Annotated in this window: 19 protein-coding genes and 1 pseudogene; 6 read left to right on the top strand and 14 right to left on the bottom strand. The window is 70.7% G+C overall.

The window, feature by feature from the left end; all coding sequences use genetic code 11:
* Position 1: 1 nt before the first annotated feature.
* A complete protein-coding gene (locus DFR74_RS09255; protein WP_067512217.1) occupies positions 2–319 on the bottom strand; it encodes a WXG100 family type VII secretion target in 318 nt (105 codons plus the stop codon).
* Between the two features lie 719 nt (positions 320–1038).
* Complete coding sequence (locus DFR74_RS09250) at positions 1039–1230, bottom strand: DUF1059 domain-containing protein (protein ID WP_067512215.1); 192 nt, start codon at positions 1228–1230, stop codon at positions 1039–1041.
* A 1182-nt stretch (positions 1231–2412) separates the two neighbouring features.
* Between DFR74_RS09250 and DFR74_RS37040 the strand changes: the two are divergent.
* Positions 2413–3059 (top strand): annotated as a pseudogene (locus DFR74_RS37040) (ATP-binding protein).
* A gap of 949 nt (positions 3060–4008) precedes the next feature.
* Here DFR74_RS37040 and DFR74_RS09240 read toward each other — a convergent pair.
* The gene (locus DFR74_RS09240; protein ID WP_067512266.1) at positions 4009–4374 is read right to left on the bottom strand and encodes a hypothetical protein; all 366 of its coding nucleotides are present in this window, start codon (positions 4372–4374) and stop codon (positions 4009–4011) included.
* Between the two features lie 242 nt (positions 4375–4616).
* Here DFR74_RS09240 and DFR74_RS09235 point away from each other — a divergent pair, with 242 nt between their 5' ends.
* Positions 4617–4970: a helix-turn-helix domain-containing protein gene (locus DFR74_RS09235; protein WP_232331851.1), complete on the top strand. Its 354-nt coding sequence runs from the start codon at positions 4617–4619 to the stop codon at positions 4968–4970.
* 94 nt (positions 4971–5064) lie between these two features.
* Positions 5065–6594: a glycosyltransferase family 39 protein gene (locus DFR74_RS09230; protein ID WP_232331849.1), complete on the top strand. Its 1530-nt coding sequence runs from the start codon at positions 5065–5067 to the stop codon at positions 6592–6594.
* On the opposite strand, the gene DFR74_RS09225 is transcribed toward DFR74_RS09230, so the two are convergent.
* Together DFR74_RS09225 and DFR74_RS09220 are read right to left on the bottom strand one after the other, a co-directional pair.
* On the bottom strand, positions 6581–7168 hold the full coding sequence (locus DFR74_RS09225; RefSeq protein ID WP_067512211.1) for a hypothetical protein: 588 nt from the start codon (positions 7166–7168) through the stop codon (positions 6581–6583). The genes DFR74_RS09230 and DFR74_RS09225 overlap by 14 nt on opposite strands.
* The gene (locus DFR74_RS09220; RefSeq protein WP_067512209.1) at positions 7168–7944 is read right to left on the bottom strand and encodes a MerR family transcriptional regulator; all 777 of its coding nucleotides are present in this window, start codon (positions 7942–7944) and stop codon (positions 7168–7170) included. Before DFR74_RS09220 ends, DFR74_RS09225 begins: the two co-directional genes overlap by 1 nt.
* Positions 7945–8029: 85 nt before the next feature.
* Between DFR74_RS09220 and DFR74_RS09215 the strand changes: the two genes are divergently transcribed.
* The gene (locus tag DFR74_RS09215; protein ID WP_067512208.1) at positions 8030–8398 is read left to right on the top strand and encodes an arsenate reductase family protein; all 369 of its coding nucleotides are present in this window, start codon (positions 8030–8032) and stop codon (positions 8396–8398) included.
* A 67-nt stretch (positions 8399–8465) separates the two neighbouring features.
* Positions 8466–9146 carry a TIGR00266 family protein gene (locus DFR74_RS09210; RefSeq protein WP_067512206.1) on the top strand — a complete coding sequence of 227 codons (681 nt, stop codon included), beginning with the start codon at positions 8466–8468 and terminating at the stop codon, positions 9144–9146.
* Positions 9147–9186: 40 nt separating this feature from the next.
* On the opposite strand, the gene DFR74_RS09205 is transcribed toward DFR74_RS09210, so the two are convergent.
* A complete protein-coding gene (locus DFR74_RS09205; protein ID WP_067512204.1) occupies positions 9187–9729 on the bottom strand; it encodes an NUDIX domain-containing protein in 543 nt (180 codons plus the stop codon).
* A 52-nt stretch (positions 9730–9781) separates the two neighbouring features.
* On the opposite strand from DFR74_RS09205, the gene DFR74_RS09200 reads away from it, so the two are divergent.
* A complete protein-coding gene (locus DFR74_RS09200; protein ID WP_067512202.1) occupies positions 9782–10162 on the top strand; it encodes a nitroreductase/quinone reductase family protein in 381 nt (126 codons plus the stop codon).
* On the opposite strand, the gene yidC is transcribed toward DFR74_RS09200, so the two are convergent.
* The 8 genes from yidC to DFR74_RS09160 all read right to left on the bottom strand — a co-directional run bounded on the left by yidC (position 10135) and on the right by DFR74_RS09160 (position 19965).
* Complete coding sequence (gene yidC, locus DFR74_RS09195; RefSeq protein ID WP_067512200.1) at positions 10135–11034, bottom strand: membrane protein insertase YidC; 900 nt, start codon at positions 11032–11034, stop codon at positions 10135–10137. The genes DFR74_RS09200 and yidC overlap by 28 nt on opposite strands.
* An 89-nt stretch (positions 11035–11123) precedes the next feature.
* On the bottom strand, positions 11124–11417 hold the full coding sequence (locus DFR74_RS09190; RefSeq protein ID WP_067512198.1) for a DUF6412 domain-containing protein: 294 nt from the start codon (positions 11415–11417) through the stop codon (positions 11124–11126).
* A 10-nt stretch (positions 11418–11427) separates the two neighbouring features.
* Positions 11428–12210 (bottom strand): AraC family transcriptional regulator, encoded by a 783-nt coding sequence (locus DFR74_RS09185; protein WP_067512196.1) that lies wholly within the window; start codon positions 12208–12210, stop codon positions 11428–11430.
* A 53-nt stretch (positions 12211–12263) separates the two neighbouring features.
* Positions 12264–13628, bottom strand: a complete 1365-nt coding sequence (locus DFR74_RS09180; RefSeq protein WP_067512194.1) for a condensation domain-containing protein — start codon at positions 13626–13628, stop codon at positions 12264–12266.
* Positions 13628–15043 (bottom strand): condensation domain-containing protein, encoded by a 1416-nt coding sequence (locus tag DFR74_RS09175; protein WP_067512192.1) that lies wholly within the window; start codon positions 15041–15043, stop codon positions 13628–13630. The genes DFR74_RS09180 and DFR74_RS09175 overlap by 1 nt, the downstream gene beginning before the upstream one ends.
* The gene (locus DFR74_RS09170; RefSeq protein WP_067512190.1) at positions 15034–16587 is read right to left on the bottom strand and encodes a condensation domain-containing protein; all 1554 of its coding nucleotides are present in this window, start codon (positions 16585–16587) and stop codon (positions 15034–15036) included. Before DFR74_RS09170 ends, DFR74_RS09175 begins: the two co-directional genes overlap by 10 nt.
* A 365-nt stretch (positions 16588–16952) precedes the next feature.
* Positions 16953–18119: a PucR family transcriptional regulator gene (locus DFR74_RS09165; RefSeq protein ID WP_067512188.1), complete on the bottom strand. Its 1167-nt coding sequence runs from the start codon at positions 18117–18119 to the stop codon at positions 16953–16955.
* A gap of 34 nt (positions 18120–18153) precedes the next feature.
* Positions 18154–19965 (bottom strand): AMP-dependent synthetase/ligase, encoded by a 1812-nt coding sequence (locus tag DFR74_RS09160; protein ID WP_067512186.1) that lies wholly within the window; start codon positions 19963–19965, stop codon positions 18154–18156.
* Positions 19966–20026: the final 61 nt, after the last annotated feature.

The following is a 20026-nucleotide window of genomic DNA, read 5'->3' as shown; positions in this document are numbered from 1 at the left end:
CCTACGGCAGGTCCAGTGAGCTGGTATTCGAGGCGCGTTGCGTGTCGACCTCGACGTGAGTGTCAGCAACCACACCCAGCAATTCAGCCAACGTCGCCAAGGACTCCAGCACGGTCTCCGCGCCCTTGCGCGTTTCATCCCAGCCTGCGCGATACGCGGCGGCAGAGCTGCCGGTCCAGTTCCGGAGCAACCTGTCGACATCTGCGTCTATGGCGCGGAGTCCGTTCACGAGTTCTTGCGCTGTCAACTGGACGAATCGACCAGCATCGGAGACTTCGGCGGGAACGACGTCGAACTGACCGTCCCACGATTGCGACAAAGGACCCCCTAACGGACATGCGACTGTCGCAAGCCTAGCGGATGCCCTGATCCGAGCTTGCTACTACCACCGGCCTGCTGAGGTCGGCGACCGATATCAGCCAGCTTGGCGGTGGTTTGGATTGCTCGGTTCGGCGGGATAGGGAAGAGATTCCGCCGACGAAAATTCGTCAGTGGCGGAATGCGTAATTCGCATGGTAGTGACCCGCGCGATGTGATGAACGGCATCGGCCGTTTCTGTCGGACATGGCGGCAGTTGGGTGCGGTGGTGATTGCCCCGAAGCCGAGTCGCCGCCCGTCCTGGCTCGCGCTGCCTGGTGCCTCGAGATCGTGCATGCCCAACGGGCGCGGTGTCGACCGATCCGCGCTGCCGAGTAGAGGAGGCTCCCATGACCGGTTCCGCTGCGGCGTTCGCCGCCGATGTCCTGTTCCGACTGATCACCCAGCTGCTCGCCAGCGGCAGCGCGAGCTGAGCGGGCGCGTGGGGGCGGTCCGGCCCCGCGCGTGAACTCGGCGCTCCACGAAACGGCGCCGAATGAAGAGAAGAGACCGTGTTCCACCGGGAACCGGTCTCTTTGTCGTTGGATGCCTGCAGGTTTCGGCGAAGCGACGTTCTGGAAGCGTGGGGGATCGTCGGTCCGGCGGGGTGGCGGATCGTGTCGGTGAGGTGCGACGGATCGGGCTGGCGAACGCGGGACGGCTGGAACCGGGGACGCCGGATCAGGTCGTCACCGTCTCGTCCTCGAGCATGTTGCGGAGTTGTTCGCGCAACTCCGGCCCGTCCTGGTGTTTGTGGACCGAGACCGCGTGCTCGCAGGCGGCCTGCAAAACTTCCTCTTCCTCACCGGCGATGGTGAGCGTGCAGTTGGATTCGCTGGGAAACCGACGACAGTCCGCGACCTTCCTCGTCATCGGAAACCTCCTCGGGATCGAGAGTGGTGCCGTCCCTCACGATAGTCCGCCCGCTACGTGCGAGAACACGATCCAGCAGGTCGGATCCCGCCAATGCTCCGAGGTGCGTATGCGAGCGTAGAACTCGGCGGGAAGGCGAGGTGGCCCTGTACGGTGGCCGGGTGGCGATTCGGTGTTCTGCATGTGATTCACCGATTGAGGTCGGCGGTGACCATGCTCACTGAACTTCCCCACTGACGCTCACCGAAATTCCCCACTTCCCCGTGTGGCTCCGCCGTGAAGGGCGGGCCTGCTCCGATGCTGGTGGTTACCACACCTGACCAGCAGTTTCGTTCGGAGGAGGCCCGCTTTTCCATGTTGACATGTGAGGAAGATGTGGAAATCAGTGCCCTACGCGCACGAGGCTGGACGATCTCCCAGATCGCCCGCCACACCGGCCGCGACCGTAAGACGATCCGCGCCTATCTGGCCGGGGAACGCAGCCCCGGCGCGCGGAAACGGCATCGGCGCGACCCGTTCGAACCGTTCGTCGACTACGTGACAGCTCGCCTGGCCGAGGACCCACACCTGTGGGCGCAAACGCTGATGGACGAGCTGGAACCCCTCGGGTTCCCGCTGTCGTATCAGTCGCTGACCCGCGACATCCGCGCCCGGGGACTGCGGCCGGTCTACCAGGCCTGCCGGACCGCGACCGAACGGCCCAACGCGGTCATTCCGCACGCACCGGGTGGTGAAACCCAGTGGGACTGGGTGGATCTGCCGAATCCCCCCGACGCTTGGGGGTGGGGCGGATGCGCGCATCTGCTGGTCGGATCCCTCTCCCATTCGGGCCGCTGGCGCGGCTATCTCGCGCCGTCGACTGATCAGCCGCACCTGATCGAGGGCTTGGACCGGGTCGCCCGCGCCCTGGGCGGGGTGACCGGGTCGTGGCGGTTCGACCGCATGTCCACCGTCTGCCACCCGGCAAGTGGGCAGGTCACCGCGTCGTTCGCCGCGGTGCTGAAGTATTACGCGTTCGCACCCGCGATCTGCCCGCCACGGCGCGGGAACCGCAAGGGCGTGGTCGAGAAGGCCAACCACACGGCTGCGCAACGCTGGTGGTGCACTCTCGCCGACGAGACGACGCCCGAGCAGGCCCAAGCCTCGCTCGACAAGTTCTGTTCCCTGCGGGGCGACACCCGGCTGCGGCCCACCGCCGATGGCCGCGCCACCAAGGCCGTCGGCGCCGACGAGACCGCGACCCGCTACCAGCAACTACGATCGCATCTGGGCACGCTGAAACTGCATGCCGCCGCCGAAGCTCTGCCACAGGTCCTCGAAGACGCGACCGCGCAGAATCTTTCGGCGACACGTCCTGCTCATCGGCACGCCCGGCACCGGGAGGACACACCTGGCGACCGGGCTCGCGAGGGCGGCCGCGCACGCCGGCTACCGCACCTACTTCACCACCGCCGCCGACCTGGCCGCCCGCTGCCACCGCGCCGCGATCGAGGGCCGCTGGGCCACCACCATGCGTTTCTACGCCGGACCAGCACTACTCGTCATCGACGAACCCGGCTACCTGCCACTACCCGCCGAGGCAGCCGCAGCACTGTTTCAGGTTGTGTCGCAACGGTATTTGAGAACCTCGATCGTGATCACCACCAACCGTGGTGTCGGATCCTGGGGTGAAATACTCGGCGACAACACCGTCGCCGCAGCCCTGCTGGACCGGCTCCTACACCGCTCCATGGTCATCAACCTCGACGGCGACTCCTACCGGCTCCGCGACCACCAAGCCACCGCCGACAACCTCCGCCGCCACCACCGGGAACCGGCAACCCCTATAATCAGGACCGCTCACGGGTGGGGAATTTCCACGAGCACAGGTGGGGAACTTCGGCGAGCGCAGTCATCGAGCCGTTGGCGTGCGTTGTGGCTGAGCTGCACCTCCTTGGCCGCGGCCCGGATCGTCAGGTCTCGGCCTTCGCGCCCCTCGAGCGGGGGCCGTCCGAGCTGTCCTCGCAGCAGCGTGGGGCATTGCTCCTCGAATCACGAATAGATACGGGATAGTTCGAGCTCGACGCGCGGGGAGCGCTGCCGATGGCGTTGACTCGAACGGTAGGTGGCATGGTTCGGTACGGCCGAACTGATTGCCCCGCGTGATCGTCAGGCGGGAGCGGACGGGATGGTTGAGTGCGGGCGCCCAGCCGGAGTGGGTTGGTGATCTGTATCACTGTGCGAGCGCCAGCGACATGATTGCAGGTAGATGCCCTGGTGTTGGCGATGGTGGGGCCTGTATCCGATCTCCGGTTTCTCGAAACGCTCGCATGAACAATCTGAATCGTGCATGCTTCAGAATAGCGGCGCGCCGGCAGGGTGCGTGCCAGTGGTAGAGATGAGGAGCACCATGTCCGGATCCGCTTCGGATTTCCTGGCCGACGTCCTGTTCAAGACCCTTCAGCAGCTGCTGGGGAGTGGTAGCGCGAGCTGAGTGTTCCGCGTGATGCGAGGCCGGGTCTCCGAGGGGGCTCGGCCTCTTCGCTTTCCGCGCGGTGAGAGATTCGCGGGCAACGAGCACGTAGTGTGCGGCGACGAGGGGGTGTTCGGCGGAGACGCCGCGAACGACCTGAGCGACTGCTGGCGGCGTGAAGCCCAGTGTGCCCCGCCCGGGCTGGGACTTCCGCGAGCGGCGGTGCTCGAGGGCGCGTCCAGGCGGGACCTGTTCGATCGGTGGTGGCCGACGGCAATGCTCTGACGGCTACCCGTGCACCGGCGTCAATTCCACCACCAACCACCCTACTGCCAGGTTTGGTACAGGTATACCTTGTTCGGTGACCCGCCGGGACCGAACCCGATGCCGTTGAACTCGGCGTGGGGCTTGTTGTCGCCCGCGACGATCGCGAACAGGCGCAACACGTCGGCCTCGGTGGTGTGGACGACCTGGTCGAACTGTTCGGGCCGCGGATGACGGTGACCGAGGGCGGGGCGCGGGTTGCGGACCCACGGGCGGGACGAGGTGCCGATCAGGAGGGTGTCGCCGTGGCGCGTGTGGGCGAGGGGGACCTGGTAGACCGTGCCGGATTCGCGGTCGACGACGTGCGGCGTGAGCGATCGCTTGCCGATGACGCGGGAGAGCCACGGCACCTTCAGTAGTGTCCGCACCACCGTATTCGTGGTGGATCGGTAACGGGAGAGCGGTTTCGGCCCGGTCGTCGCCGGTGTGCCGTCGGGGTTCGCATCGCTGATGTCACCAGTATGATCGCGCCGGCGCGGATCGGTCGGGGCCGAGGCGACCGGGAATGCCGGGCGCGGTGGCACTCCCCGGCTAGTGCCGTGTCCAGGAAGGTTGGTGCGGTAACCCTGGTGTTCGGGCTGGCGGGTTGATCATCGGCTGCTGAGCGGTGATGCTGCCGGTGCAGGTGATGCCGGTGACTCGGAAGCCGGATGTGTTCGTCAGAGCGGTGTCCCCGGAGGCGGGCCGCAAGCTTGCTCGGATCGCGCGGCGCAGCAAGCAGCCGATCCGGGTGCGGCGGGCGGTGGTCGTGATGGCCTCAGCGCGGCACCAGCCGGTCGGGTTCATCGCGAAACTGATGCAGGTGTCGGAATCGTATGTGCGGCAAGTGATCCACGACTTCAACAGGCATGGATTCGAGGCGTTGGACCCAGAAGGAACACTGTTGGCGAATTCCACTGATGCGCACTCTGATTCGGCACGATCAGCACTGGCGGGGGAACCTCACCTACCGAACGTTGCCTGACGAGGCACTAGATTCGACGCTATCGGAATCCGTGAGGAGTGGCGTGAGCGAACGTATTGAGCGGGGCCTGGCCAGGCGCCGGTGGAGGAGCGGTGTGAGCGATAGCGGGGTGCGTGCGGAATCCGGTGTGGGGGAGCGGCCGCCGGTGGCGACGGGCGGGCTGAGCGCGGTGGCCGCGGCGTCGACGGCGGTGCTGGCGTTCGCGGCGAGCCGCTACGACTACTTCGGCGACGAGCTGTATTTCCTTGCGGCGGGGCGGCATCCGTCGTTCGGGTACGCCGATCAGGGGCCGGTGCTGCCGATGCTGGCCCGCCTCATGGACGCGCTCGCACCCGATTCGTACTTCGCACTGCGCCTGCCGGCCGTCGCGCTGACGGTGCTGGCCGTGGTGCTCACCGGGCTGGTGGCCAGGGAACTCGGCGGCGGCCGGACGGCCCAGATGCTGGCGGCCACCGCGTACGCGACCTCGCCGTTTCTGCTCCTCCAGGGCAAGTTGCTGACCACCAACGCGGTGGACACGGTGATGTGGGTGGTGATCACCTGGTGCGTCGTGCGCTGGGTGCGGACCCGCCGCGACGGGCTGTTGCTCGCGGCGGCGCTGGTGACCGCCGTGGACATGCAGGTGAAATGGCTGATTCCGTTCTTCTGGCTCGCGGTGGCGGCGTCGGCGCTGGTGTTCGGGCCGCGCGACCTGGTGCGGCGCCCGCTGCTGTGGGTGGGCGGCGCGCTCGTGGTGCTCGCGACACTGCCGACGCTGATCTGGCAGGCGCGGCACGACTGGCCGCAGCTGCGCATGGGCGGGGTGATCAGCGGTGAGCAGGACATCCTCGGCGGCAGGCTGATGTTCGTTCCGCTGGCGGTGCTCACGGCGGGCACGCTGGGCGCGGTGGTGCTGGTGTACGGGGTGTGGGCGCTGCTGCGGAATCCCTCGCTGCGCGAGTACCGGTTCCTCGGCGTGGCGTTCCTGCTGGTCACGCTGGTGTTTCTGATCGTCGGCGGCCGGGTCTACTACATGGCGGGCATGTACGGCGTGGTGCTGGCGGCGGGTGCGGTCGGATTGGTCGAACTGGCTACCGAGTCACGGCCTTTCGTACGAAGGTTCCTGACGGCGGGCGGCACCGTGCTGACGGTGGGGTCGGTGGTGTTCGTGCTGTGGGCGACGCCGTGGCAGTCGCCCGAGGACATCGCGCCCCCGATCGACGACACCGAGGCCGCGCTCAATATCGACGTCTACGGGCAGTTCGGCTGGCCCGAACTGGTCGACGGCGTCACGGCCGCCTACGCGAAGCTCACCCCGGCCGAACGGGAGGACGTCGTGGTGGTGACCGACACCTATTGGCAGGCAAGCGCTCTCGACCAGTTCGCCCGCCACGAACTGCCCGCGATCTACAGCCCGAGCCGCGGCTACGGCTATTTCGGCACGCCGCCCGACGACGCCACCGCCGTCCTGGCGGTGGGCGTCGACGAGGACTTCCTGCGCTGGAACTTCGAACGTGTCGAAGCGCTCACGAAGGTGGACAGCCGGCTCGGCTTCCCGGGCAGCACCCAGAACGTCACGGTGTGGGTCGCGACCGGCCTGCGCCACCCCTGGCCGGAGACCTGGCCGAATCTCATGCATCTGTAAGGGGTTTCGCGGCCTCGCGCAGGATGCGGACCATGCGATCCGGGTCGTCCACGCGGAGGCTGACGGCGGTCACCTGCGCCGTGGGTGCGCGGCCGGAAAGCCGGGCCTCCACCGGGTTGTGCAGGGAGAGCGCGATATTGGCGCCGTCCTGGGTGGGCAGGTGCAGGGTGTCGCCGTCCACTTCGGGCGAGGTCTTGTCGTAGCGGGCGCGGGCCGTGACGGCGGCGAGGTCGGCCACGGGGATCGCGGCGACCACGCGACCGGAGCGGCGCAACACCACGGTGTCGCCCGCGAGGTGGTGCGGGTGGACGACGTCGGTGGCGACCACGCCGAAGAGCAGCACCAGCGACCATACCGACAGCGCCGCGAGGGTGAGGTTCAGCCACGGCCACGGCACCAGGAAGTGCACCACGCCGATCTCGATCATCGTCGCCACGGCGAACGCGGCGGGCAGGCCCAGCGTGCCCTTGGCGGAGGGGAACACCGGACCGTCGGGCCGATCCGTGCGACCGCGCAGCCACATCCACAGGGATCGATAGGGGCGCAGCAGGTTTCGCATCACGACTCCCGCCATCACGACTCCCACAGTGCCCGCGCGCCGCGCACGATCACCGCGCGCTGGGCGGGATCGGGGATCAGATCCTCCACCGACAGGCCGTCGGCTTCCTCCGCCCGCGTCGCGAACATCTCGGGGGTGAACCGCTCGCGCAGCAGCTCCGCGAGTTCGGCGGCCAGCGCGGCGATCCGGGGCTCGCACTCGGCGACCGGCTTGCCGCGCAACGACTCCCACTCGCCGAGGAAGCGCAGGTAGGTGTGGCGGAGGCCGTCGTCTTCCAGCACGGTGGTGACGGGGATCAGCATCTCCTCCGGCACCGCGCCCGAGACGGCGAGCACCTCGAGCAGATCCCGTTCCTGCTGCAACGCGCGCACCTGGCGCGGATCGGTGGTGCTCGCGCGGACCCGCTCGAACGCGTCCACGACCTCGTCCGGCAGCGCGGTGAGAGTGCCGCCGCGCGTGGCGGATTCGAGCATCCGGTGCAGCCGGTCGCGCTTGCGGGTGAGCACGGCGATATCGCGTTCGCAGCCCGCGACCAGGGCCCGCAGATCGGCGCGGATGTCGTCGTCGGCCTCGCCGTCGCGGCCCTCGGCCAGCACGGCGGCCACCGACCCGAGCGGCAGACCGTTCTCGGCGAGCCACCGGATGCGCAGCAGCCGGGCCAGATCCGCCGCGGTGTAGTCGCGGTAGCCGTTGGCCTTGCGCGCGGGCTCGGCCAGCAAGCCCAGCCGGTGGTAGTGCCGGACGGCTCTCGGTGTGGTGCCCGCCGCGCGGGCGACGTCGCTGATCCGCATGACTCGAGTCTCGACTATGACGCCGCGTCAAGGTCAAGGGCGCGCACCGGGCCGCGCACGGAACACCATGTGGTTGGCTGATTCCATGACCTCCGAGCAGACCGAGATCTGGCACAACCCGCGCTGCGGCAAGAGCCGCGCGGCCACCGCGCATCTGGACGGGGCGGGCGTCGAATACCGGGTGCGCCGCTACCTCGACGATCCGCCCACAGCCGACGAACTGCGCGCGGTGCTCGCCAGGCTGGGCGCCGAACCGTGGGACATCACCCGCACCGGTGAGCCGGTCGCGAAGGACCTGGGCCTGGCGTCGTGGGGCCGCACCCCCGCCGACCGCGAACGCTGGATCGAGGCGCTGGCCGCGCATCCCAAGCTCATCCAGCGCCCGATCGTGCTCACCGCCGACGGCGGCGCGGTGGTGGCGCGCACCGACGAAGCGCTGCGCACCCTGGGCTGAACCGCGCCCGCGCCGCGCCGAATTCGCCGCCGCCTGCCCGACACTCGCGCGCGGTAGGGTCGGCGGCATGAAGGTACAGTTGCGCCACAATCCCGCCTCCGCCGTCGCGCGGTGCTTCCTCGCGGGTGGCGAACCGATGCGGGTCGAGAGCGGCGCGATGGTCGCGCACTCGGCGGGAGTCACACTGCAGGCCAAGGCGGAGGGCGGCATCCTGGCCGGGCTCAAGCGCTCGGTGCTGGCGGGCGAATCGTTTTTCGTCTCCACGTTCACCGCACCGCAGCAGGGCGGCTGGGTGGACGTGGCGCCCGCGCTGCCCGGCGACATGCTCAACCTGCAGATCAGCCCGGATCGCCCGTTCTTCATCAGCCGCGGCGGCTGGATCGCCAACTCCTACGGCGTCCAGATCGAGAGCAAGTGGGGCGGCTTCGCGAACCTGTTCGGCGGCGAGGGCGGTTTCGGCCTGCGCGCGCACGGCGAGGGCGAGGTCGTGGTGGGCGTGTTCGGCGCGATCGACGTGATCGACCTGCAGCCCGGCGAGCCGATCACCATCGACACCGGCCACGTGGTGGCCTACGACCTGGCGATGAACTTCTCCATCCGCCGCGCGGTGTCGGGCCGGTCCATCCAGTCGCTGAAGTCGGGCGAGGGCTTCGTGTTCGACTTCGTCGGCCCCGGCCGGGTGCTGTTGCAGACGCGCAACCCCGGCGCCTTCGCGGCGTGGGCGGCGTCGAGCGCGTCGTCGGGGTAGCCGGCGTGCGGTGCCCGCGCCGCGCCGGCGAGGCACCTGCTCAGGCGAGCAGTGTCTCGATCAGCGCCCGGGTGTCGGGCACGAACGGCCAGTCCGGGAGAGCCAGATGCGCGCGCAGTTGCGCGTCGGTCCACCACCATCCGTCGGCGATCTCCTCGGGCTGGTGCCGGATCGGGCCGTCATAGCGCAGTTCGTAGGCGAACAGGTGGCAGCGCATGTCCAGCCCGTCCCACGCGCCCTCCCACGCGATACTCCCGAGCGGCCGCACCGCGCTCGCGGGCGCCTCGATCCCGAGCTCCTCGGCGAGTTCCCGCACGGCGGTGACCTCGGGCGTCTCGCCCGGCGCCACCACACCGCCGGCGAGGCAGTCGTGCGCGCCCGCGCCCACCAGCTTCGTATCGGTGCGGCGGTGCACGTAGAGGCGTTCGCCGTCCCCGGAGCGGACCAGCACGCCCGCGCTCGCGTGCCAGAGCCCGTCGCGGTAGACGTCGCCGCGGGCGGCCGCCCCCACGGGGCGCCCGGCGCCGTCGTAGACGGCGATCGTCTCCCGCGCGGCGGGCGGCGGACTCTGCGGGGCTGACACGGCTCGAGGGTACCCTGGGCTGCGCACCCCACCCGGTAGAGAGGACCTTGCGATGGTGCTGCCCCGCGCGTTGGCGTCGTTCAACCGGCAGGTGACCAATCCGATCGCGGGCCTGGTGGCGGGCAAGGTGCCGGTGCTGGCCGTCGTCCGGCACGCGGGCCGCCACTCGGGCCGCGCCTATCGCACCCCGGTGTGGGCGTTCGAGGCCGAGGGCGAATTCCGGATCGCGCTCACCTACGGCATCGACTCGGAGTGGGTCAAGAACGTCCTCGCGGCGGGCGAGTTCGCGCTCGAGACCAAGGGTCGCACCGTCGAGCTCATCGATCCGGCCGTGCTGGAGGACCGTTCGGCCTCGTGGGCGCCGTTCGGTGTGCGGCAGGCCCTCCAGCTGCTCGGCGCGAAACACTACTTGCGGGCCCGCCGCGTGGTCTGAGTCCGCTGGCCGCGCACCGGTTTCGCACCGGGTTTCGGAGCGGTCGCCCTCGACGCGGAAACAGGTGCCGCGACGGCGGTTTCGGCGTCCACCCGCCGGTGCACGAGGTACTGCTGCCCGAGCGTCCACCCGTTGTTCGCGACCCAGTACACCAGAATCGCCACCGGCAGCAGCGGCCCGCCGATCAGCAACCCGGCCGGGAAGACCCAGAGCGTGAGGGTGGTCAGCAGTGCGGGTTGCGCGGCGGTCTGCCGGGCCGCCGCGCCCCGGGCGGTGAAGTGGGTGGCGACGGCGGCGGCGAGCACGAGCGCGCCCGCCACCAGCATCATCGGCACCGTCGGCTGCCCGGCCAGGGTGGCCGAGAGCGGCGCGCCGAAGACATGGGCGTCGAGGAAGGCGCGCACGCCGTCGGCCTCGAAGAGGTAGTTCGGCGTCCGCGCGTTCTGTTCGGCCGACATCGGCGCCGCCGTCGCCTGGAACGGCAGCTGCCCCACGGCGTGGGTGCGGTCGAATGAGCGCAGCACGTGGAACAACCCGAAGAACACCAGCGCCTGCCCCAGCAGCGGCAGGCACCCGGCCAGCGGCCGCACGCCCTGCTCCCGGTACAGGGCTTGGGTTTCGGTGGCGAGCGTGCGCGGATCATCGGGGTACTTCGCCTTCAGTGCGTCGACGCGGGGCCGCAGCCGCAGCATCGCCGCCTGGGTGCGCGTCTGGCGCAGCGCGACCGGGATCAGCGCGGCGCGGAAGGTGATCACCAGGAACACGATCGCGAGCACCCACGCGACGGCCGACGCCGGGCCGAAGGCGAGCGCGAACAGGGAATGCCATGCCTTCAGCACGGCGGAGACAGGGTAGTAGACGATATCGAGCATGGGGGTACACCTGATTCGGTGAGACGTGCGCGCGCACGTACGGGGACTGGGTCACGGCGACTCGGCCGAACCACCCCGCGCGGGGGTGCTCAGCCGGTGACCAGTCCCGGAGCTCGTGGCCGCGGGCGGCCCGGCGTGTCCGGATTGCTCTGCCGCAGATAGGTGCCCCGCCTGCGGCGACGGGCCGAGGGCGGCGGGCCGGCCCACGCGGCGCGGGCGGGCAGCCGGACGCCGCGCACCGACACCAGCGTGACGACGGCGGCCGCCAGCACACCCAGTGCGGCGAGCGCGGCGTGCTCGGACATCGGCGCCGCGAGCAGCGCGAGGACCGGTGCGAGGCACGCGAAGACCGCGAACGTCGCGAGCCGGACCCGGGAGAGCATGCCGCCGAGCCTACCGGCCGGGTTCGGCCTCGCCGAGATCCCACTGCTCGGGGCGGTGCAGCGCGGCGGGCGTGAGGCCGAAGGTGCGCTTGCAGGTGCGGGTGAGCTGGGTGCCGTCGTCGAAGCCCGCGGCGCGGGCGGCGGTCGCGAGATCGTCGCCGCTGCGGAACCGGCCGATGGCGACGCGCAGGCGCAGCCACAGCATGTAGGGACGCAGGGGCAGGCCGACCTGATCGGCGAAAAGGTGCGACAGGCGCGCGGGGGACAGGCCCACCCGGGCGGCCACGTCCGCGCCCCGGACGGTGCGGTCGGTGACCAGCGTCGGCAGCAGGCGCAGCGCCTCGAGCACCGCGCTGTGCCGCGGGCCCGCGGAACCCGGTGCGCCGGAACGCAGTTCGCGCACGATCACGGCCACCTGATCGGCCAGCGGCGCGGCGGCGAGTTCGGCGGGCAGGGGTGCGGCGTCCTCGGCCCAGCCGCCGTGGTGGGCGCGACGGTCGGCGCTCGCGCCCGCCGCGGTCTCGGGGTCCAGGTACAGCGCGGCGCCCTCGGCGGCCGTCTCGATGCGGTGCGGCGCGTCGGCGGGCACCACGACGCGGGTGCCGCGGTGGCGCACGCCGCTCGCGTCCATCACCGTGACCGGGGTGCGGGCGACGAGCACCTGCACGGTGTGGTGGGCGTGCAGGTCGGTGGGGCGGATCGGGCCGCCGAACGCGAGCAGGCCGGGCCGCAGCAGAGCCGTCGCCCGGCCTGCGGTGTCGTCGGGCGGATCGGTGACCAGAGCCTGCTCCATTGGATGCTCCCGGCTGCTCGCTGCGGTCCGCCAGATCGGACCCATGGCCGAGATTATCCGGACCGCACCGCCCCGGTGAGCGTTTCGGCGAGCCGATCGAGGAATTCGCCGACCACTTTGCGCGCGGCCGGGGTGTCGGGAAAGCGGGTGCGCAGCGCCAGCCCGTCGTCGGCCCTGGTGAACCACAGCTGCACGTCGTCCAGCGGTGCGGCACGGCTGAATTGGGCCGGATCGCGCGGTCGCGCGCGGGTGGTGTCGGACCGGCTGCCGCCCGGCAGATGCCGGTAGTCGGTGTAGGAGACGCTGAACAGGTCGCGCCGGGTCCGGCGCAGTTCGGTGCCCATCGCCTCGAACACCCGCACGGCGGGCACGGTCGCCAGCCGCTGGCCCGCCTGCACGGCGGCGTGGGCGGCGTGGGCTGTCGCGAGGAAATCGCCCGCGACCGGCACGCGGGCCGGTGCGTTGGCGACCAGCCAGCCGAAGGTGTTGTGGTGGCGGGGTTCTCGGCGCGTGTGCACCGGGAAGACCAGGTCGATCGCGGGAGCGCCGCCGAGTTCGGCGGCGGTGAGCGCCACGGCCGCCAGCAGCGCGGCGAACAGCGAGAACCCCTCAGCGCGGGCTCGCAGATGCAGGGCGTCGGTGTCGTTGGGGCCCAGTACCTTTCGCACGTCGCTGCCGAAGGGCGCGGGTTCGCCGCCGGTGCCGAGGTCGAGTGGGAAGTGCGGCAGGTCGTTGTCACCCGCGCGCAGGAACTCGCGCCACGCGTCGAGCAGGGGCCCGGTGGCGGCCGAGGGGGTGGCGGCTTCGCGGGTGGCGTAGGCCAGGAAGCTGCCCGCCTCCGGCAGCGTGCGCGCCGCGGCCGCCGCGGCGGCGGGTCCCTGTTCGACGGCCGCGCGATAGAGCACGTCGAGTTCGGTGACCGCGATCATGATCGACCACGCATCGCAGATGGCGTGGTCGAATCCCACTACAACAGTGGAGGTTTCGGCCCGGCTGACGGCGCCGAGGAAGTACGGCGGGAAACTGGTGGGCGCGCACGCGTCGTCCAGCCGCTCGCCCAGCAGCGCCCGCAGCCGGCCGGCGGAGTCGACGGTGACGGGCGCGCGGGCGGCGAGCGTGATGCCGGTGTCGGGGGCGACCCGCACCGCCACCCCGCCATCGGGCGCGGTGCCGAAGGCGCAGTGCAGCGCGTCGTGGCGCGGAATCCAGTGGGCGAACGTGGTTTCCAGCGCCGTGGTGTCGATCGGCCCGGCCACATCGAAGTGGGCCGCCAGCCAGGTGGTCGGCCCGCCGGAGGACAGGTGAATCGTCTGGTTGGAGGTCGGCGGGGTCGGGTCGGGCACCGGGTCGGCCAGCGCGGTCCATTCCAGCAGCACACCGGGATCGGCGGCGAGATGGTCGAGGAAGAGCAGTCGCATCACGGCCCCTCGCTGTCGTGCGCGACCGCGCGCAGCACCGCGCCCAGCCGAGCGAAATACTCGGCGGCCGAGGCGTTCGCGGCGGGTGTGTCCGGGTACATCGCCGTGACGTGCAGGCGGTCGAGTTCGCGGCTGAACCAGATCGGCGAGGTCTGCCCGATCCGGCTGCGCGAACCGAGGCCGTTGATGCCGCTCACCGCGGGCAGCGCCTGTTCCAGCGCGGCGCCGGAGATGGCGCGCACGTCCATGTAGGAGACCCACGGCCAGTCCGTGGTGACGGGCTGCGGGGCCCCGCTGCGGACCGCCGCCAGCCGCAGCGCGGCGTGCACGGGCACCGAGCCCAGCGCCTTCACATCCTCGAGCGCGGCGGCCGCGCGCCGGACGAGTTCCGCGAAATCGGCGTCGGCCGTGTCGAATCCGACGGGCAGCAGGTTCACGAACCAGCCCTGCGCCATCTGGTACTCCGGCGCGGAGCGGGTGCCCACCACGTTCATCGCGAGATAGCCGGTGCGCCCGGCGGTTTCGCGCTCGGTGAGCGCGAGTGCGGCGTACAGGCCCGCCGAGAAACCGCCGCCCGCCGCCTTGCAGGCCGCCGCGAACGCCTCGCATTCGGCGGCGTCGAGCAGATCCACCTTGGTGCCCCGGCTCTCGGCCAGCTCGCCGGGCGCCAAACCGAGATCCCACGGCAGCGGCGCGACCCGGTCGGCGTATCCGGCGAGCAGGGCCGCCATCCGGTCCAGCTCGGGCGACCCCGCCGCCACCGCCGCGCGTTCGGCGGCGGCGAAATCGACATAACTGCCGACCGGGGGCAGCACCGGGTCGGTGCCCACCGCGTGCGCCGAGTAGCAGTTGTACAGCTCGAAAATCGCGGTGACCAAGGAGATTCCGTCGCTGAACGCGTGGTCGGTGCTGTAGAGCAGCGTGAAGCCGTCTGGTCCATGGTCGATCGCGCCGCACACGAACGCGGGCCAGCGCGTCGGGTCGGCGGCGGCCCGGAACCGCGCGACGAGCAGATCGCGCAGCTCCTCCCCGGAGTCGAACTCACCACGGTGCTCCGCCACCAAGTCGACGTCCTCGGCGGCGACGATATGTCGGCGCGGATCCCCGCCGCCGGTGTCGAGATCGAAACGGCAGCGCAGGGTTTCGTGCCTGCGCAGGAACGTGACGAACGCGCGGCGCAGCGCGTCGGCGTCCAGCGGGGTGGCCACGGTGAAGCACAGCGACAGCTCCGAGGCCAACGGGTTGTCGGTGTGCCTGCGCTCGGCCCACCGGGAGATGTGGGATTCCTGGAGGAAGGTGGGCGGCACGGGGGAGGCGGGCGCGTCCAGCGCGGCGGCGCGGGACTCGGCGGTCGGCGTGAACTCCAGCAGCGCACCGGGTTTCGGCAGCCAGTCCTCGGTGAGGGTCATCTCCATGACAGCGGCGCTCCTTCGACGGGTCGGACGGGGACGTCGCCGCGCACGGCGAATTCGGTGAGCAGCTCGCGCATCCGCAGCACGTGGCGGTGGATGTCGCGGGTGGCGCGGGTGGTGCCGGGGTAGCGCATGTTCAGCGAGACGCCGCTGGGCGTGCGCAGGAACCAGAAGAAGAACTCCTCGCCGGAGCGGTTGCGGCTGCGCAACCACCTGGTTTCGGAATCGGCCCAGGCGTGCGCGCCGGGTACGGCGCGAATATCCATGTAGGACACCATGAACGCGATACGCGGACGCACCTCGAGCACGTCGCAGACATGGCGGAACGGCACCCGCGCGGCGCCACGCACGCGCCGCAGTTCCGCGCCCGCCGGGCCGACGAGTTCGGCGAGGGTGCGCGCGCCGCCGGTGTCGAGCGCGAACGGCGCCAGCCCCACGAACCAGCCGAGCGTTTCGGCCCAGCACGGCTCGCTGCGCGTGTGCAGCGGCACGACGGTGCGGAAGTCGCGTCCCGCGCCGAATTCGGCCGTGGTGGCGGCGAACGCGGCCAGCAGCACCGCGAACAGGCTCTGCCCGTGCTCGCGGGCCAGGGCGGCGGCCGCGTCGGCGGCGCGGGAGTCGAGCAGTTCGAGGGCCAGGGTGCGCTGGGTGGCCTCCGGGGCGGGCGCGCCGACGGCGACCGGACGGGCGGCGACGCGGCCGAACGGATCGTCTCCGGGGAGCACGGCCAGGCCGTTGGCGGAAGCGGGTTCGGCGCGCAAGCCGTTGCGCGCGTAGTCCGGCGCGGCGGGTGCCGGATCGACGACACTCAGGACGGGCGTCCGGTCGGCTTCGTCGGAATTCGCTGTGCTGGAAAGGAATTCGCGCCAGAGCGCGACGCCCGGATCGTCGGCCGTGACCGTCGCGGCGACGGCGCGCTCCCGCTCGGAGAAGTCCACGTAGCTGCCCGGCGCGGGCAACGCGGGCGCGGTGCCGGCGCGGGCGGACTCGTACAGCGCGCGCAGTTCGCCACCGATGCCGGTGGTGGAGTACCCGTCCATGATCGAGTGGTCGGCGGCCAGCACCACGGTGCACCCGCGACGTCCGTCGATGGTGACGCACACGTACGACGGCCAGCGCAGCGGCGAGGTGCCCTCGTCCAGGAGGTCCTGGACCAGCCGGAAGGTGGCCATGGTGGAGGCGTGCGTGCCCGCGTCGACGGGGCGCACACGGATGACGCCGGGCTCGGCGGTGTAGCGCGCCGGGCGCCCGCCCTCCACGGTGACGTGGGTGCGCAGCGCCTCGTGCCGGTCGATCCACTGATCGAGGGCGATCCGCCAGGCGGCGGCGTCGAGCGCGCCGTCGAGACGGAACGCGTGACCGAGCCAGTAATGCCTGCGCTCGCGTATACGGTTGTGTTCCAGCGCATCTCGCAGATGCTGTTCGTGATTGTGGGACACCGCCCTGGTGTCGCGGGGCCAATCCGCCCAATGGGAGGCGGCCGTGGGGAGCCACTCGACGACGTGTCCGCCCGGCAGCGGATAGTCGGCCAACTCGATGAATTCCATGACGCACACCTTCAGCTGCCCATCGAGAACTGTCTGTTTCGTACGGTTCCCGATCAGAAAACGTGACCAGAATCGCTCTTCGGGACGTTCCGAAGTGTTTTGTCGAGCTTTTCCCGGGACGTCGTCGTCTACCGGGCTGCACAAAACAATAGGAGAAGATTCCGATCGGTGTGTAAGTGAGTTGAGTCACCGTCGGGTGTGGTGTCGGCCCCGGGAATCCTGGGCACCCTGTGTCGCGTGCCCGCTGCCAGGGGGTTTGTGAAATAGAAGCGCTTCATGGGCTCGGGTGCGGCGTGTGCGCAGGTGGGAGGCCGTCGAGGCGATTTCATCCTATGTTTTCCGGTCTTTAACGCGCGCGGCCGGACTCAGGGCGTGAACGCGGCCGATTCGAGCTTGCGCGCCAGCCGCGCCGCCGACAGCGTCATCGCGTCGGCGGGCCGGTGCGGGTCCAGGCCGGTCAGCTCGTGCACCCGCGACAGGCGGTAGGTCACGGTGTTGCGGTGCACCGTGAGCTGCCGTGCCGTGGCCACCTGGTTGAAGCCGCTGTCCACGAAGGTGTCGAGGGTCTCGGCCAGCATCGGCTGGCTGTCCAGCGGGGCCAGCACGGCGGCCAGGCCGGGACGTGCCGTATCGCTCATCGCCACCGTGTACTCGAACTGCAGATCGCTTCGGCGGCAGACGATCTCGCTCCGCCGCAGGCACCGCCCCAGCTCGCCCAGGACGCGCGCCTCGGTGTAGGCGCCAGGAATCTCGGCGCGGGTGCAGGCCGCGGCGACACCCACCCAGTACGGCGTCGCGTCGGTGGGCGCGGGGGCGGGCAGCCGGGCGGTGAGTGCGGCGAGCGTGTGCGACCCGTCGTCGCCGGGACGCAACGGGATCAGCGCCGTCCACCCGCCGGCGTCCAGGCGCAGGAACACCCCCGGAATCGCTTCCGCGCGATGCCGCAGCGCGGCGGCCGGACCGCTGCCCGCCGCGCCGAGCCGGAAGACCGCCACCAGGAACGCGTCGGCGATCGGGATCACCGGACCGTTCGCCCACTCCACCGGGTCCTGTCCGGCCAGCAGCGCGTCGGCGATGGCGCGGCGGCGCTCCAGCAGCTCCCAGCGCGGATCATGGGCGCGCTGCGCGACGCCGGTGGCGATCCGGGTGACCACCAGCGTGATGTACTTCAGCAGCGCGGGCGCCGCCGTGAACAGCACCTCGCTGTCCTCGGGAGCGACGGTGTGGCGCAGCCGGTCCCACAGCAGCGCCGACCCGAGCCGGTACCGCTCGAGCACCTCCGCTACCGGCGTGCCGTCGCGCACGCGGTCGAGCGCGAGCTCGACGAGTTCCCTGGTGTCCTCCTCGGAGGGATCCACGCCGGTGCGCAGATACTCGAAGAACAGGTCCACGTTGAGCTTCGTGCCGCGCGCGAAGTCGGGCTCGACCAGCGACTGCGGCAGGCGCGCGTACGGCGGCAGCGCGGCGTAGAACCCGTCGATGAGCGCCCCGGCCCGCCGGTGCAGGTCGTCGATCGGGGTCGGTGCCGGCATCGTTGCTCCCTCCGTCCGTCCGTCTCGGACAGTACTACGCCGAATACATGGCCTCGATGGTTTCGGCGTAGCGGGCGGCGATCGGGGTGCGCCGCAGCTTGCCCGTCGCGGTCAGGCATGCGCCGCCGGGCTCCCAGGTCTCGCCCAGGACGCGGAACTTCTTGATCTGCTCCACGCGCGAGAGTTTCGCGTTGGCCGCCGCGACGCCGCGCTCGATCTCGGCCAGCACCTGCGGGTCGCGCGCGAGATCGCCCACGCCGGTCGCGGACAGCCCGGCGCGCGTGGCGAAGGCGGCGGACAGATCGGGATCGAGGCAGATCAGCGCGGTGTTGTACGGGCGCTGCTCGCCGATCACCGCGACGGCGCCGGCCAGCGCGCAGTGATCGGTGACGGTGTTCTCGATATTGGCCGGGGACATGTTCTTTCCGGCCGCGTTGATGATCAGCTCCTTCTTGCGGTCCACGATGCGCAGGTAGCCGTCGGCGTCGAAGGACCCGATGTCGCCGGTGTGCAGCCAGCCCTCGGCGTCGACCGTCTCCGCGGTCTTCTCCGGGTCGCCTCGGTAGCCGCGCATCACCATGCGGCCGCGGATCAGCACCTCGCCGTCGTCGGCCAACCGCACCTCGGCGCCGGGGAGCGGGGTGCCGACGGTGCCGATCTTGACGCGCTCCGGACCGTTGAGCGTCGCGCCCGCCGTGCACTCGGTCATGCCGTACCCCTCGCACAACGGCAGACCGAGTCCCAGGAAGAATTCGTGGACGTCCGGCGGGATCGCGACCGACCCGGTCACGGCCACGCGCACGCGGTCCAAGCCGAGTCGCTCCCGGAGTCTGCGCAGGACGAGGCGCTCCGCGACGGCGTGACGCAGGCGGTCGGCCGGACCTTCGGGAATACCGTCCGAGACAGCACGCGCCCGGTGGCGGCCGGTCTCGACCGCCCAGCGGATCAGGGCGCGGCGTGGCGCGGGCTCGGCGGCGAAGCGCTCCTCCAGCGCGCCGCGGACCTTCACCCACACCCGGGGCACGCCGAGGAAGACCGTCGGGCGCACCTCGGTCATGGCGGCGGCGACCTGTTTCAGGTCGGCGACGGTGGTGATCTCACCGCCCTCGAGCATGGTGAGGTAGTGCGCGAACCAGCGGTTGGCGGCGTGCGCGTCGGGCAGGTAGGAGATCACCCGGTCCTCGGCGCCGCCCCCGCCGAACTTCTCGATGACGCGGGCGTTCTCGAGGAAGTTGGTGTGGGTCAGCTCGACGCCTTTGGGCGGTCCGGTGGTGCCGGAGGTGTAGACGATGGTGAGCAGATCCTCGGGGTCCACCGCCCGCCACGTCGCCTCGAAATCGAACCCCTCGGGAGCGGGGGCGGATTCGACGGCGGCCAGTGTCGTGGTGCCGGGAACCGGTTCGTCGACCACGATCACGTGTTCCACGCGGTGTCCTTGTTCGGCCGCCAGCGCGGCCGCTTCGAGAATTCGCGAGGCGAATTGTTTCTCGCAGATCACCATTTTGTTTCCGGCATTGCCGAATTGGTAGGCGAGCAATTCCACGGGATTGGTGTTGTACACCGAGAACGGCGTCGCGCCCGCGTGCAGAACGGCGGTATCGCACAGGTGGAATTCGGGCCGGTTGGTCAGCATGAGCGCGACGGTGTCGCCGGAACGCAGCCCGAGCGCGCGCAGGCCCGTGGCGATGGCGCGCACCCGCTCGCCGTACTCGCGCCAGGTGAGGGTCTGCGCGCCACCCAGGGTGCGCAGGGCGACGGCGTCGCCGTAGCGGGCGACGTTGGACTGGAACGCCGCGCAGAGCGTGCGGGGGCGGGCGCGGCCCGCGGTGGTCGATGAGGCAGCCAAGACCGGAAAACCTTCTGTTCGAGAGTGAGTGAGGCCACCTGACCTCACTGTCCCTCTCAGC

It is taken from the genome of Nocardia puris (genome assembly GCF_003315035.1).
Lineage (GTDB): Bacteria > Actinomycetota > Actinomycetes > Mycobacteriales > Mycobacteriaceae > Nocardia > Nocardia puris.
The sequence above is the reverse complement of the archived record's forward strand: the minus strand, read 5'-3'. Positions and strand labels throughout refer to the sequence as shown.